Below are 14,521 nucleotides of genomic sequence, written 5' to 3' on the forward strand. Positions count from 1 at the left end.
GCCGCACCGCGACCCCCTCGGAACTCGCGCGAGCGCCTCCGCCGCAGCGCCATTCGTGCCGCTGGCCCACCTCGTGAGCGATACCTGACGCCGACCGACGAGCTCGGACGGGCGGGATCCATCCGCTGATCCGCCGAGCCACGAAGAACAGGATGGGAAGGGGCGATGATGCCGAAGAGAAGAGTCATGCTCGCGGCGGCGATGGCGCTGCCGCTCACCCTCGCGGGCTGCGCGGGGTTCACCGGAGGTGGCGGGAACGACGAGGAGGAGGGGAGCCTCACCTTCACGACCTGGGCGAGCGAGGCCGAGCAGGCCGCGTTCGAGTCGCTCATCGAGGACTTCGAGGCCGCCAACGAGGGGACCGACGTCAAGCTGAACGTCGTCCCCTACGAGCAGATGTTCACCAACATCGACGCCCAGTTGAGCTCGGGCGAGGCGCCGGATGTGTGGCGCGTCGACTACGGCAACCTCGGCGTGTACTCGAGCCAGGAGCAGCTGCTCGACCTCAGCGAGTACTTCAGCGACGACGAGATCGACGCCTTCGTGCCGGCGATGTGGGAGGCCGTCTCCTACGACGGCGTGCCCTACGGGGTGCCCCACCAGACGGACGTGTCCGCGCTGATGGTCAACGTGCCGCTCCTCGCGCAGGCGGGGATCACCGACATCCCGACGTCGCTCGAGGACGCGTGGACGTGGGAGGAGTTCGCCGACGTCGCGACGAAGCTCCGGGCGGCGCTGCCGGCCGAGCAGTTCCCCTTCGCCTACAACTGGCAGCTGGGCGGCACGCCCCGGTGGTTGAGCTGGCTGTTCCAGGCCGGCGGCGCGCTGCTCGAGGAGGACGGCACGACCCCGGCCATCGACTCGCCCGAGGGGGCGAAGGCGCTCGACTTCACGAAGAGCTTCTTCGCGAACAACTGGGTGCCGCCGACGAGCTCGGTCAAGTCCTCCACCTACGCCGACTCGCTCTTCGTGGAGGGGACGACCGCGATGGCCTTCGTCGGGTCCTTCCTGGTGCCGGACGTGGAGAACCTCGCCGACTTCGAGTGGGCGGTGACGCCGATGCCGGTGGACGAGCGCGGCGCGACGGACCTCGGCGGCAACGCCCTCGTCGCGACGGCGGACACCGACCAGCCGGAGCTGGCGGCGGAGTTCCTCAAGTTCATGGTCGAGGCCGAGAACATGACCGCCTTCTGCGCGGCGACGAACGAGCTGCCCACGCGCGTCGACATCGCACCCGACTCGATCGAGTTCACCGTCCGTCCCGACGTGATGCCCGTCTTCGTCGAGCAGGCGACGACGCTCGAGCCGAGCGACGTGAAGCAGCTGACCTCTCCCTACCTGGCCGAGATCGCGGTCGCCCTCCAGGATCAGCTGGAGCTGGCGTTCGTCGGCGGGCAGAGCACCGAGGAGACCCTCGCGAACATCAGCGCGGCGGCCGCCGAAGCCACCAGCTGATGACCGTCGCCTCTGGTCGCGTCCGGGAGGGGAGCCGAACCCCCTTCCGGACGCGAGCGCGGTGGCGTGACTGGCTCGCGGGCTACGGGTTCCTCGCCCCGAACCTGCTGCTCATGGCGGTGTTCCTGTTCCTGCCGATCGTCTGGGCCATCCAGCTGTCGTTCCAGGAGTCGCGCGGCTTCGGGACGCCGGAGTGGGTGGGGCTGGACAACTACGCCAAGATGGCGGCCGACCCGGTCTTCTGGCAGAGCCTCGGCAACACGCTGCTGTTCACCGCGGTCACGGTGCCGCTGGAGCTGGCCGCCGGGCTCGGCCTCGCCGTCGTGCTCAACTCGGTGCTGCCCGCGCGAGGACTGTTCCGCACCATCATCGTGCTCCCCCTCGTGATCAGCGGCGTCGCCTCCGGGATGATCTCGGTCATCCTCTTCTACGAGTCGAACGGGCTGATCAACAAGGTCCTCAGCGCCGTGGGTCTGTCGCCGGTGGGCTGGCAGTCGGACGGCGGCGCCGCGATGGTGTCGGTGATCCTCACCGCGGTCTGGCTCCGCGTCGGCTTCAACATGATCATCTACATCGCCGGCCTGCAGAGCGTCTCCCCGGAGCTGTACGAGGCAGCGCGCATCGACGGCGCGTCCGCGTGGCAGCAGTTCCGATCGGTCACGGTGCCGCTCGTCGGCCCGTCGACCTTCTTCCTGCTGATCATGAACGTCATCGCGTCGTTCCAGGTCTTCGACCTGGTCTTCGTGATGACCGGCGGCGGCCCCGGGTACTCGACCTCGGTCCTCGGCACGTACGCGTACCGGAACGGCTTCCAGATCCGCGAGCAGGGGTACGGAGCGGCACTCGGCATCGTCATCCTGCTCGTCACGCTCCTCTTCACCTGGGTGCAGTGGCGGACGAGCCGCACCCGCGACCTGGTCGAGTAGGAGAGCGCCATGACGACATCGACCCTGTCTCAGATCGCCCCCGTCGGCCAGCCGACGACCGAGGTGCAGCGGGGCCGCGGACCCGTCCGTCGACACGGCTCCACCGCGGGCCTCGTGGTCCGCATCGTCATCGCGGCGGTGGCCTCGGCCATCGTCTTCTTCCCGCTCTACTGGATGCTCGTGGTCGCCTTCTCCCCGCCCGGGGAGGTGTTCGAGCGGGGCGTGCGGCTCTGGCCGAGCACCCTGACGCTCGAGAACTTCGCGAGCATCTTCGAGCGCTACCCGGTCGGCGAGTGGTTCGTGAACTCGGTCGTGATCGGCGCCTTCGTCACGGCGCTCACCGTGTCGCTCAATCTCATGGCGGGCTACGCGTTCGCGAAGATCCGCTTCCCGGGCAGCACGGCGCTGTTCCTCCTCGCGCTCGCGACGATGATGATCCCGGTGCAGGCGATCATGGTCGCCCAGTTCCGCGTCGTGAACGGGCTCGAGATCTACGGCACGTACTGGTCGGTGATCCTGCCGAGTGCCGCGGCCGCGTTCGGGATCTTCCTCGCCCGCCAGTTCATCCTGTCGATCCCGCAGGAGCTCATCGAGGCGGCCCGGATCGACGGCGCCGGTCACGTCCGGGTGTTCCTCCGGATCGTGCTGCCGCTGAGCAAGCCGCTCGTCGCCGTGCTGACCCTGCTGACGCTGCTCGGCAGCTGGAACGACTTCGCCTGGCCGCTGATCGCCCTCAAGGACAACGCACTGTTCACGCTCCCGGTCGGGCTGCTCTACATGAAGGGACAGACCACGCCGGACTACAGCGCGATCATGGCGATGGCTCTGATCTCCGTGCTCCCGATGGTGATCCTGTTCCTCGTCTTCCAGCGCTACTTCGTCCAGGGCTTCGCCCGGAGCGGCATCCGGTGACCGTATGGTCCGCTCCATGGCGGCGAAGCGAGGACGCAGCCCGACGCCGCCGGAGCGCTTCCCGCAGCCGCCTCAGCTCATCACCCCGTACTCGCAGCTCGGGATGCCGAGCGAGCGGCGACCGTGGTGGGCTCCCGCCGGCTGGCTCCTCGTCGCGGTGTCCACGCTGGTGTTCTACGCGGTGTTCCTCGTGCTGTCCCCGCTGATCCTCATCTGCGTCGTGGCGCGGCGGATGTGGGCACGGCGACTGCGCTACCGCAGGGACCCCCGGAACCTCCGCATCGCGATCGTCGGCGGCGGCTGGAGCGGGCTGCAGTGCCTGCAGCGGTTCAAGGCGCTCGGCGTGCACGACGTGGACGTGTTCGAGCGGTACGACGAGATCGGCGGGACCTGGTCGAGAAACCTCCGCTATCACGGGCTGCAGATCCACGGCAGTATGACGGTCACCTCGTTCGACGGCCTTCCCTACAGCGACGACCCCGACGTGCAGGGCGGGAAGGTGATGGCCGAGGAGGTGGAGCGGTACATCCACCGCTACGCCGACGCGTTCGACCTGCTCCCCCACGTCCGGCTGCACTCCAACGTCGACTCGGTCCGCTACCGGTCGGCGGATCGCACCGGCACCTTGACGATCACCGACACCCGGACCGGGGCGGTCCGGACGTCGCGCCCGTACCACCTCGTGATCTGGGCCTCGATGTCCGCGTACGGCGAGGTGCCGCGCCTCCCGGGCGCCGAGGAGTACCGGGGCCGGCAGCTGCACACGACGCAGTTCTCGCCGGAGGAGTTCGAGGACATCGTGCGCCACAACCGCCGGGTGGTGGTGGTCGGTGGCGGCAAGGCGGCGTGCGACGTCGTACTGGGGTTTCGGCGAGCCGGCTACGAGAACTTCGAATGGGTGATGCGGAAGCCCTACCTCTTCTACAAGTTCGAGGCGCTGCTGCACGACGCGTCCCCGATGGACCGGATCCGCGGTCTCTCCTACCTCGCCACGGTCCTGTGGCTGGGCGTCAGCAGGCGGCTGGGCGCCGTGCTGCACTGGTCGTCCGGCCACCTGTGGACCTTCGGCGCGCCGCACACGGACTTCACCCACTTCCACGGCGGCGTGCTCTGCGCGACCCAGCGCCGGGACCTCGACGGCGCCCCGCACACGGTAGGGGATCCGGTCCGCTTCGATGCCGACGGCATCGTGCTCGCCGACGGCCGGAGCGTGCCGGGCGATGTGGTCGTCTGGGCTACCGGCAACAGGAGCGGGATCGACACGCTCCGCCTGGAGAAGGACGGCGAGCCGTTCACCCTGAGCCCGCGGGCGAAGCTCTACAACCACTTCATCGTGCCCGACCTGCCGGTCCTCGCCTCGTCGACGGCGCTCTGGACGACGTGGGGTCCGATGCGTGCCACCAACTCCGCGGACCTCGCCGTGTACCACCTCTGCGTGCGCGAGGAGCGCAGCGAGCAGGAGATGCAGCGCGCCGCGCGGCGTCAGCTGAGCGACAACAGCATCCTCCACTCCTTCATCTGGGCGAAGGGGGACTGCTGGCTGCAGCAGTGGGTCTACTTCCACATCGACCTGATGCTCCAGGGGGTCACCCCGGTGGACGCATTCCTCAAGCACGCCATCGAGATCTTCGTCCTCGCGAAGGAGACACCGCTCGCGTTCGACATCCTGCCTCGCACCGGGCCGTTCACGAGGAGTGACCGATCCGCTCACGGGCGGCACGCGGCCGGCGTCCCGCTGGGAGCGCCCGAGTAGCGGCCCGCTTCGAGGGCGGGTCAACGAGTGGGCGGGAGGCCCGTCAGCTGCCCGCGCGGTCCAGGTTCTCCCGCGTCGATCGGTGCCGCTCCAGCACGCGGGCGATGGGCGCGACGATGCGGGCCTCCGCGACCTCCCCGACCGACGTGCGGAGCCGCGCGCCGATCATGCGTCGGCGGCGCCGGGCGCCGACCCGCGCCCACCAGCGCGCGAGCCCCGCGAGCAGGATCCCGAGCACCGCTCCGCCGATCAGCAGGATCAGCGGCCAGGGCACGATGCCGACCGCCGGCGTCTCGGGACGCGGCAGGCCCAGGAACCCGAGGACGTTGAGGCCGAGCAGCCAGAGGAGGCCGGCGATCGCGACGAGGCCGAAGAGCCACTGCAGCACGTTCGCCACCCCCCACCAGACCGGGCGGCGCGCCCGCAGCGAGGTGCCGACGACCGCCTGGTCGAGCGCGTCGGAGAGCTCGTCGCTGTGCCCGGTCGCGGCGTCGTCGACCGCCCGCTCCCACGGGTCGGGGAGGCCGTCGGAAGCGCTCCGCACGAACGTCCGCGTGGCGACCTCGACGGCGGATCGAGCCGAGCCGGTGGGCGTCGGGATCGACGACCGCGCCAGCACCGCCCGCACGTCGTCGCTCTCGCTGCCGTCCACGGTCCCTCGCGGCGCGGCCGAGCTGTCCAGCCGCAGCCGGCGCAGCGGGTCGGTGCGGAAGCGGCCGACCCAGCGCGTGAAGAGCCAGCCGGAGGAGGCGACGGCGGCGCGCCGGTAGTCGCGGCTCACGGCGTCGAGCACCACGGGCACGCCGGCGGCCCGGCCGAGGGACCGGTCGAGGTCGTCGCGCGGCAGGCGGTCGACCCTCTTCTCGGTGTCGGCCACGCCGGTGCGCAGCGAGCGGGCCACGGTGACGACGTCGGCGGTCAGCCTCCGCAGGTAGGCGGCTCGGGTGGCGACGTGGTCCGCGATGCGCCGCTCGAGGTCCCCGACGCCGGCGCCCGTGCGCACCGACGTGGTGAGGACCCTCGCACCGGAGATGCCGTCCCGCGCGAGCAGCCGCCCGAGGTCGGCCGCGCACTCCTCGACCGCGTCCGGCGGGAGCCGGTCGGCCTGGTTCAGCACCGCGAGCGTCACCGCCTCGTGCTGGGCGAGGAGCCGCACGAAGTCGTCGTGCAGGCGGGCGTCCGCGTACTTCTGCGGGTCCGTGACCCAGACGAAGACGTCGACCAGCTGGAGGACACGTTCCGCCTCGATGCGATGGGACACCTCGCGGGAGTCGAAGTCCGGCAGGTCGAGCAGGACCAGGCCGTCGAGGGCCTTCCCGCCATCGGCTGCGGAGTCGACGACGTGCCGGGCGTCGACCTTCAGCCAGTCGAGCAGCGCGGACGCGTCGCCGCCGCCCCACACCGCTGCGGTGGGCTTCGAGGTCGTCGGACGCCGGGCCCCGATCCTCGCGACGTCGGCTCCGACGAGCGCGTTGAACAGGGACGACTTCCCGCTTCCGGTCGCCCCGGCCAGCGCCACGACCGTGTGACTGCCGGAGAGGGTCGTCCGCTCCCCCACCTTGTCCACGACCGCCCTGGCGCGGGCGACCTCGGCGGGGTCCAGCTCGCCCCCGCCGGACTGCAGAGCGGCGTCCAGTGCGGCGACGCGCGTCCCGAGGTCCTCGCCCGAGTCCGGACCCGCCTTGGCTCTCCCGGCGCGGATGGGGCTCACCGCGCCGCCTGAACTGCCGCGGCGGCGGTGGCGAGCGCCTCGCTCTGATCCGGGGAGACCCCGACGCCCTCCACGGCGTCCTCGAACCTGTCCAGCTCGTCGGCGTACACGTCGGCGACCCGCTCGATGAGCCGCTCGCGGGCCTTCTGGGCCAGCTCGCGCACCGCCTGGTCGCCGAAGATCGCCTCCAGCAGCTTCTGCCCGGCGACGGCGGTGCCACCCGCGATCCCGACCTCGATCAGCGCGAGCCCCGCGGTGCTCGCGAAGGCCACGAGCATCAGGACGACGCCGAGGCCGTTCACGCCGTACGCCATGAGGCGGGCTGTCACGCGGCGGTCCTTGCCCTCCTCGCGGACCATGTCGAAGATGTCGCCCTGCCAGTCCCGCACCAGGCGCTCGATGCGCGCGTCCAGCCCTGGACTGGCGCGGCCCAGCGCCGGATGGATGGCGAGCAGCTGCTCACCGCCGGGCAGCGAGCGCCAGGCCCGGGCGGCCGCGGTGGCGGCGAGCTCCGCGTGGTTGCTGACGAGCAGCGCAGCGCTCGACTGGAGCGCCTCGCCCAGCACCTCGGTCTTCGGCGGCTCGCCCTTGAAGAACGAGGTGACCCGGTCGCGCAGCCGGGAGACCGTGGACTCCACCTGGCGGAAGAACTCGCCCGTGCCGACGAACTCCTGCCAGCGCGCGAGCACCTCGCCGCGCAGCAGGGTGCCGTCCTGCATGCCGTCCCGGACCTGGACGAGTGCGTCGTCGTAGGCCCTTCGCGCGGCCTCCGTCAGCTCGCGCGCGGCGGCGCTCTGCTCGATGGACGCCGCGACGAGGGACGCGACCCGCGCATCCAGCGACTCGAGGGCGCCCTGCAGGGTCTGGCGGACGACCGCTGCGCGCGCCTGCGCATCCCCCGCGAGCCCGCCGAGCCAGCCCCGGATCGCGGCCGCCTGGTCTCGCGGCAGGAGCCCCTGTTCGAGCCGGGACTCCGCGATGGCGAAGATCGGCGCCTGCTCGAACCCCTGGTCGCGCAGCATCTCGGCGAGGTGCGTGCGGATCTCGTCCATCGCCTCGGCGGGGACCCGGTCGAGGACGATCGCGACCGACGTGCCGCGCTCCCCGGCCTCGCGCAGCAGGTCCCAGGGCACCGCGTCGGCGTACCGGGCCGCCGTGGTCACGAAGATCCACAGGTCGGCGGCGGCCAGCAGCTGCGCGGCGAGGTCCCGATTCGCGGCCACGACGCTGTCGATGTCGGGAGCGTCGAGGATCGCGAGACCCCGGCCGATCGCGTCGGTGGCGACGAGCCGGACGGAGCCGGTGCCGGAGTCGGCAGTCGAGGCCCCGGTGACCCGGGCGAGCCCCGGCAGTATGCGCTGGTCGAGGAACCAGTCGGCGTCCGCCGGATGGTGGATCAGCACGGGCGACCGGGTCGTGGGACGGAGCACGCCCGGCTGGGTGACCTCGCGGCCGACGAGCGAGTTGACGAGGGTCGATTTGCCCGCGCCCGTCGAGCCGCCGACGACGGCGAGCAGCGGGGCGTCGATCGACGACAGGCGCGGAAGGATGTAGTCATCGAGCTGGTCGAGCAGGCGGGTCCTGATCGGGCGAGCGGCGCGGCTCGCGGGGAGGTCCAGGGGAAGGGTCGCCTGGTCGAGCGCGTCCCGGAGGCGCCCCACTGCAGAGAGGAGCGGAGCGCTGCCGACCGCGGAACCCTGGGACACGTCGCCATCCTCCCCCGCCGCGCGCGCCCCCGGACACCCCTAGACTCGCGCCCTGGGACCCTCCACCGGCTCACGATCCGGGTTGCCGCGTGCCCAGCGCTCGCGCACCCTGCATCCGTCAGGATGGGGACGGAGGTCGACGATGCTCGAGGCCCTGACCGGCACAGGACTGGCGGCTGCCGCCGGGCTGAACGCCTACATCCCCATGCTCGCCCTGGGCCTGCTGTCGCGGTTCACCGACGTGATCGGGCTGCCGGCGGGGTGGGCGTGGCTCGAGAACGAGTGGACGCTCGGGATCCTCGCCGTCCTCTTCCTCATCGAGGTGGTCGCCGACAAGGTGCCCGCGGTCGACCACGTCAACGACGTGGTGCAGACCCTTGTCCGTCCCGCCTCGGGCGGCATCGTGTTCGGCTCCGGCACATCGGCCGCGACGCCGGCCGTCAGCGACCCCGGCCAGTTCTTCTCCTCAGGCAGCTGGGTGCCGGTCGCAGCGGGGGTGGGCCTCGCCCTCCTCGTGCACCTGGCGAAGGCCGCGACCCGTGCGGCGGCGAACGCCGCGCTCGCGGGCATCGGCGCACCGGTGCTCAGCACGGCCGAGGACGTCGTGAGCGTCGTACTGGTGATCGCCGCCCTCCTGCTCCCCGCGCTCGTGCTGCTCGTGCTCGCCGCGCTCGTCGTCGGACTGGTCCTCCTCGTCCGCCAGACGCGTCGACGGGTGCGGCGGCGCCAGGACGCGCCCCTCGGCATCGCCGGCCCATGGCGCTGACGCGCCCCTAGCATGGCGACGTGACTGCGCCCGCCGAACGAACCTCCCCCGTCCGGCTGCGGGCCGCGCGGGTGCTCGCCGCGGTCCTGTGCCTCGTCGCCGCGGTGCCGTACTTCGGCGTGATCGACCTCGTGACGCTCGTGGGCTGGGTGAACCCGGAGTACCTGTGGCCCGTCCCCCTCGACGTGAGCTGGGGCGCTCTCTTCACCTTCTTCCTCGCCGGCGGGTATGCATGGGTCGCCCTCGCCCCGCACCGGTCGGCGCCCGGCCTGGCGGCGCTGGTGGTCGGCGGCCTCTCGCTGGTCGCCGGGGCGGCGGGAGGGACGGATTTCCGGCCGCTCCCCGTCGCGATCGCGGTGCTCGTCTCCGCGGTGGCGCTCGCCCTCCTCACCGGACTCCGCTCGGATCCTCCGGCATGGCGCATCTCCTGGCCCTACCTGGCGCTCGCGCTCCTCGGCGCGGCCCTCTGGGTGCCGTACGTCCTCTCCGCGCTCGAGCAGTCCCGGCTCGGCATCGGCCGGGAGATCACCAACGGTGTCGACCACTGGCCCGTGCAGGCGGCCGCCGGGCTGGCGATCCTTGCCGGGAGCGCCGGACTCGCCGTCTGGCGTCCGGGACGCTCGATGCTCCGCGTCGCGACAGGGCTGTCCGCGGGCCTCATCGGCGTCGCCGCGCTCGCCTACCCGGAGCGGGAGGGGGCGACGGAGGGCGTGCTGTGGGCCATCGTCGCGGTGCTCTGGGCCTTGGCCCTCATGGTCGTCCCGGTCGCCCCGACCTCGCGGAAAGCCGCAAACCCGTCGCCGCCGGTCGACGACTCGCAGCGCGAGCCCGATCGGACGCTGCAGGTCTGACGGCACCGCCCCGCGTCAGTGCTGGCGCGGCTTCCGCCCCGGACGCTCCGCACCCGCTGTCCGCCGCGGTCCACGATCGGGACGGAGCTGGATCAGCTTCCCGCTGATCCGCGTGCCGCTCAGCCTGTCGAGGACGTCGTCCGGCAGGTCCGCGGGCAGCTCGACGAGGGAGAAGTCGGGGCGGATGTCGATCCCCCCGAGGTCGTCGCGGTTGAGGCCGCCCTCGTTCGCGAGCGCGCCGACGATCTGCCGCGGCTCGACCTTCTGCCGCCGTCCGACCTCGATCCGGTACGTCGCTCGGGGCGAGCCGCCGGCGCGTGGCCGGCGCTCCCGCCGCTCGCCGTCGTCCCGCCGCTCCCCGTCGTCCCGCCGGTCTCCGCGGTCTGCCCGGCCGCGGTCGTCCCGCTCGACGCGTGCGGCGCGGTCCTCCTCCGGGGAGAGCAGCAGGGGCGTCTCGCCCTGGGCTACCACGGCGAGCGCGGCGGCGACGTCCGCCTCCGGCACGTTGTGGTGCTCCACGTAGTGGCCGATGATGTCGCGGAACCGCGCGATGCGGTCGCTCTGCTCGAGCGCCGCGGTGATCTGGTCGTCGAAGCGCGCGAGCCGGGTCGCGTTCACGTCCTCGGCGCTCGGCAGCTGCATCTGGGTGAGCGGCTGACGCGTCGCCCGCTCGATGGCGGTCAGCATCCGGCGCTCGCGCGGGGTGACGAAGCTGATCGCATCTCCGGAGCGTCCCGCGCGGCCCGTGCGCCCGATGCGGTGCACGTACGACTCGGTGTCGATCGGCAGGTCGTAGTTGACGACGTGGCTGATGCGGTCGACGTCGAGGCCGCGGGCGGCGACGTCCGTCGCGACGAGAATGTCGAGCTTGCCCGCCTTGAGCTGGTTGACGGTCCGCTCGCGCTGCGCCTGGGCGACGTCGCCGCTGATCGCCGCCGCCGAGTAGCCGCGGGCCCGCAGCTTCTCGGCGAGCGCCTCGGTCTCGTTCTTCGTGCGGACGAAGACGATCATCGCCTCGAAGTTCTCCACCTCGAGGATCCGGGTCAGCGCATCCACCTTCTGCGGGTACGAGACCACGAGGTAGCGCTGCGTCGTGTTCGCCGAGGTCGTCGTGGTCGTCTTGACCGTGATCTCCTCCGGATCCCGCAGGTACTTCGCGGAGATCCGCCGGATCTGCGCGGGCATGGTGGCCGAGAACAGGGCGACCTGCTTGTCCTCGGGCGTCTCGGCGAGGATCGTCTCGACATCCTCGGCGAAGCCCATCCGGAGCATCTCGTCGGCCTCGTCGAGCACGAGGTACTTGAGCTCGGACAGATCGAGGGTGCCCTTGTCGAGGTGGTCCATGATCCGGCCCGGCGTCCCGACGACGATGTGGACGCCGCGCCGCAGCGCGGACAGCTGCACGCCGTAGCCCTGGCCGCCGTACACCGGGAGGACCCGGACGCCGCGCAGGTGCGCCGCGTAGCTCTCGAACGCCTCGCACACCTGGAGCGCGAGCTCACGGGTGGGGGCGAGCACGAGCGCCTGGGGGCTGGACTGCGCGAGGTCGAGGCGGGAGAGGATCGGGAGCGCGAACGCCGCGGTCTTCCCGGTGCCGGTCTGGGCGAGGCCGACGACGTCGCGGCCGGCGAGGAGCGTGGGGATCGTCGCGGCCTGGATGGCCGACGGCGTCTCGTATCCGACGTCCCTCAGGGCCTTGAGGACCGGGTCGGCGAGTCCCAGGTGGGAGAAGGAGAGCTCGGGGCCGGCCGAATCGGCCTCGCCCTGCTCGCTGGGTTCAGGTGACGACACTGTCCAACGGTACTCGCCGCCGCCTCTCGTGGTCAGGCCGGTCGCCGATCCATGTGCACCGCCTCGCACTGCAACGGCCGGGCGGCGGCACCGGCTCGCGCTCATCGCTAGCCTGGCGGCATGACGACCGGGACAGCGGACACCAGGACGGTTCCCGCGCGCCGGGTGCGCATCGCGCAGGTCCTCGCGTGGACGCTGGCGGTCGCCGCGGCCGTGCCCTTCTTCGGCCTGATCGACCTCGCGACCCTGCCCGGATGGGTGAACCAGGAGTACATCTGGGAGGTCCCGCTCGAGGTGAGCTGGGGCAGCCTGTTCACCTTCTTCGTCGCGCTCCCCTACGTGTGGATCGCACTCGCCCCCGGCCGTGCGCTGCCGGGTCTCGCGCTGCTCGCGATCGCGGCGGTCGCTCTCGCTCTCAGCGCGGCGGCCGGCCTCGATCCCCGCCCCGCGGTGCCGGCCGCGGTGATCGGCGCGTCGGTGCTCGGGCTGGGGTGGCTGCTCGGGACGCGTCCCACTCGCGGAGTGCCGGTCTCGGTGAGCCGGCCTCTCGCGATCCTGGCCGTCGCCGGTGCGGGTCTCTGGCTGCCGTACGTGCTCGCGGCGTTCGAGCAGTCGCGAGCGGGCGTGCTGGGCAGTATCACGAACGGGATCGAGCATTGGCCGGTCCAGGGAGCGGCGGGCGCCGCCGTGGCCCTCGCCACCGGCCTGGCCGCGGTGTGGCCGCCCGCGCGTCGACTGTTCCGGGTGGCCATCAGCCTCTCGGCCGCGCTCATCGGACTCTCGGTCGCCGCCTACCCCGAGCGCGCCGGAGGCACGGAGGGCATCACGTGGTGCACCCTCGCCGTCCTGTGGGGACTCGCCGTCGCCCTGATCCCCTCGCGCGAGGCGCCGGGCACCCAGGAGCGACGGGACGCGGAACGGCGGACGGGCGACGAGGCCCGAGCCGGCAGCGCCGCCGCCTAGCTGGGCAGCTCGAACCCCAGCGGCGCGTCGTCGACGGGCTCGATGCGCGTGACCGGCGCGATGCCCTCAGCCAGGCAGGCGGCATCGCTGCCCGGCTCGGCGGGCGCCTCGGTGTCGGCCACCGCGAGGCGCACGTCGCCCTCGAACGGCTCGGTCATCGTCGTCTGGACCACGCCGAATCGGGCGAGGCGGGCCTCCCGGAGCTCCGGAAGGGTGTCGGGCGGCACGTTCGGCACGTTGAGGTTGAACACCGCGCCGGGCTTCTCGTCGGCGAGGAAGGGCAGCAGCCGCCCCGCCAGCGCCGCCGCGGTCCCCCAGTGGTGCTCGGCCGGCCGCAGGCCGACGTCGAGGGAGACGGCGAGGGCCCGGATGCCGTTGACCGCAGCCGTGAGGGCCGCGCCGACGGTGCCCGAGTGCAGGACGACGCGGCCGATGTTGGCTCCGCGGTTGATGCCCGAGAGGACCACGTCGGGAACGGCGCCGAAGTTCCCGTGCGCGGCGACGAGGGCGATGAGGGCGGGCGCCGCGTCCACGGCGTACGTCTCGATGCCGTCCAGAGCCGGCACATCGTGCCGGCGGAAGCGGATCCGCCCGTCCTCCTGCTGCGCGATGATCGAGGCGCTGCTGCCGCTGAACTCCGTGGACGGCGCCGCGACCACGACGTCGAGGCCGGCATCCCGAGCAGCGTTCGCCAGCGCCCAGATGCCCGGCGAGTCGATGCCGTCGTCGTTGGTGATGAGCGCCCGCATGCTCACGATCCCTCCTCCTCGAACGGCCGGATCTCGACCTGCGCCGTCATCGCCTGGATGGCGTCGGCGCGCGCGGAACCGAGCCCGTGCCGGGTGACGTTGAGCGCGCCCGCCGCCGCGCCCAGCCGGACCGCGTCCTCGATCGAGCCGCCGTCGGCGAGCACCGCCGCGACGGCGGCCGTCAGGGAGTCCCCCGCGCCCTTCGTGTCGACGACCTGCAGCGACGGAGTCCGGAACCGGAGCAGACGATCGCCGGTCAGCAGCAGGGTCGTGCCGGTCGAGCTCGAGACGATGACGCTCTCGGCGCCCTGGTCGCGCAGGCGGTGCATGGCCTCGCGCACCGATCCCGGCTCCGCGTCCGCAGCGCGCCCGTCCTCGACCAGCTCGGAGTCGCTGACCTTGAGCACGGTCAGGCCGCCCTCGAGCGCGGCATCGAGCCGCTCGCCGGCGAGGTCCGCGACAACCGGCTTGCCCGCCGCGCGGAGGTCTGCGGCCAGCCGCCGGTAGGTGTCGGCCGGCAGCACCTCGTCGCCCGCCGGACCGGAGAGGACCGTGAGGTCGGACTCCAGGCCGGAGTGCAGCGTCAGGTTGTAGAGCTCGTCGAGGTCGTGCCGGATGAGCACGTCCCCCGCGGTCTCGACCACGGGCTCCCGCTCGCCCTGCCGCCGGTCGTGCACGTAGGCGGCCCCGCGCCCGTCCCGCTCGACGGCGCGCACGCGGATGCCCTCGCCTTCGATGAGGTGCCGGAGGATGTCGCCGACCTCGCCGAGGAGGACCGAGCAGATCGTGACGGAGGCGCCGAGCGACTCCAGCATCCGCGCCTGCCACACCCCCTGTCCTCCCGCATGCACGTGGACGTCCGGTCCGGTGGGCGACTCCTCGACCGTCACGGTGAGAAGCGGAGACGGGGCGAAGACGGCGACGGTTCCCACGGGCCT

General features: G+C 72.3%; 12 protein-coding genes. 7 read left to right on the forward strand and 5 right to left on the reverse strand.

Going from position 1 to position 14,521, the window contains the following annotated elements:
• Positions 1 to 168: 168 nt before the first annotated feature.
• Genes J3P30_RS01415 through J3P30_RS01430 form a run of 4 tightly spaced genes read left to right on the forward strand, consistent with a single transcriptional unit; the run spans position 169 to position 5,046 of the window.
• Positions 169 to 1,455 carry a sugar ABC transporter substrate-binding protein gene (locus J3P30_RS01415; protein ID WP_246852681.1) on the forward strand — a complete coding sequence of 429 codons (1,287 nt, stop codon included), beginning with the start codon at positions 169 to 171 and terminating at the stop codon, positions 1,453 to 1,455.
• Positions 1,455 to 2,381, forward strand: a complete 927-nt coding sequence (locus J3P30_RS01420) for a carbohydrate ABC transporter permease (RefSeq protein WP_210479182.1) — start codon at positions 1,455 to 1,457, stop codon at positions 2,379 to 2,381. The genes J3P30_RS01415 and J3P30_RS01420 overlap by 1 nt, the downstream gene beginning before the upstream one ends.
• Before the next feature lie 9 nt (positions 2,382 to 2,390).
• Positions 2,391 to 3,293, forward strand: coding sequence for a carbohydrate ABC transporter permease (locus J3P30_RS01425; protein WP_210479183.1), 903 nt, complete (start codon positions 2,391 to 2,393; stop codon positions 3,291 to 3,293).
• 16 nt (positions 3,294 to 3,309) lie between these two features.
• The gene (locus J3P30_RS01430) at positions 3,310 to 5,046 is read left to right on the forward strand and encodes a SidA/IucD/PvdA family monooxygenase (protein ID WP_210479184.1); all 1,737 of its coding nucleotides are present in this window, start codon (positions 3,310 to 3,312) and stop codon (positions 5,044 to 5,046) included.
• 43 nt (positions 5,047 to 5,089) lie between these two features.
• Here J3P30_RS01430 and J3P30_RS01435 read toward each other — a convergent pair whose 3' ends face one another.
• Together J3P30_RS01435 and J3P30_RS01440 are read right to left on the reverse strand one after the other, a co-directional pair.
• Positions 5,090 to 6,757 (reverse strand): GTPase, encoded by a 1,668-nt coding sequence (locus J3P30_RS01435; protein WP_210479185.1) that lies wholly within the window; start codon positions 6,755 to 6,757, stop codon positions 5,090 to 5,092.
• On the reverse strand, positions 6,754 to 8,463 hold the full coding sequence (locus tag J3P30_RS01440; protein ID WP_210479186.1) for a GTPase domain-containing protein: 1,710 nt from the start codon (positions 8,461 to 8,463) through the stop codon (positions 6,754 to 6,756). The genes J3P30_RS01435 and J3P30_RS01440 overlap by 4 nt, the downstream gene beginning before the upstream one ends.
• 142 nt (positions 8,464 to 8,605) lie before the next feature.
• Between J3P30_RS01440 and J3P30_RS01445 the strand changes: the two genes are divergently transcribed.
• Complete coding sequence (locus J3P30_RS01445) at positions 8,606 to 9,229, forward strand: DUF4126 domain-containing protein (protein ID WP_210479187.1); 624 nt, start codon at positions 8,606 to 8,608, stop codon at positions 9,227 to 9,229.
• Between the two features lie 20 nt (positions 9,230 to 9,249).
• The gene (locus tag J3P30_RS01450) at positions 9,250 to 10,080 is read left to right on the forward strand and encodes a hypothetical protein (RefSeq protein ID WP_210479188.1); all 831 of its coding nucleotides are present in this window, start codon (positions 9,250 to 9,252) and stop codon (positions 10,078 to 10,080) included.
• Positions 10,081 to 10,095: 15 nt separating this feature from the next.
• Here J3P30_RS01450 and J3P30_RS01455 read toward each other — a convergent pair whose 3' ends face one another.
• Positions 10,096 to 11,871, reverse strand: a complete 1,776-nt coding sequence (locus tag J3P30_RS01455; protein WP_210479189.1) for a DEAD/DEAH box helicase — start codon at positions 11,869 to 11,871, stop codon at positions 10,096 to 10,098.
• A gap of 120 nt (positions 11,872 to 11,991) precedes the next feature.
• Here J3P30_RS01455 and J3P30_RS01460 point away from each other — a divergent pair, with 120 nt between their 5' ends.
• On the forward strand, positions 11,992 to 12,834 hold the full coding sequence (locus J3P30_RS01460; protein WP_210479190.1) for a hypothetical protein: 843 nt from the start codon (positions 11,992 to 11,994) through the stop codon (positions 12,832 to 12,834).
• On the opposite strand, the gene surE is transcribed toward J3P30_RS01460, so the two are convergent.
• Both surE and J3P30_RS01470 read right to left on the reverse strand, forming a co-directional pair.
• Positions 12,831 to 13,583, reverse strand: coding sequence for a 5'/3'-nucleotidase SurE (gene surE / locus J3P30_RS01465; RefSeq protein ID WP_210481808.1), 753 nt, complete (start codon positions 13,581 to 13,583; stop codon positions 12,831 to 12,833). The two genes, J3P30_RS01460 and surE, sit on opposite strands and share 4 nt — an antisense overlap.
• 2 nt (positions 13,584 to 13,585) lie before the next feature.
• Positions 13,586 to 14,515 carry a PfkB family carbohydrate kinase gene (locus tag J3P30_RS01470; RefSeq protein WP_210479191.1) on the reverse strand — a complete coding sequence of 310 codons (930 nt, stop codon included), beginning with the start codon at positions 14,513 to 14,515 and terminating at the stop codon, positions 13,586 to 13,588.
• Positions 14,516 to 14,521: the final 6 nt, after the last annotated feature.

This window comes from Naasia sp. SYSU D00948 (genome assembly GCF_017916515.1).
Classification (GTDB): Bacteria; Actinomycetota; Actinomycetes; order Actinomycetales; family Microbacteriaceae; genus Naasia.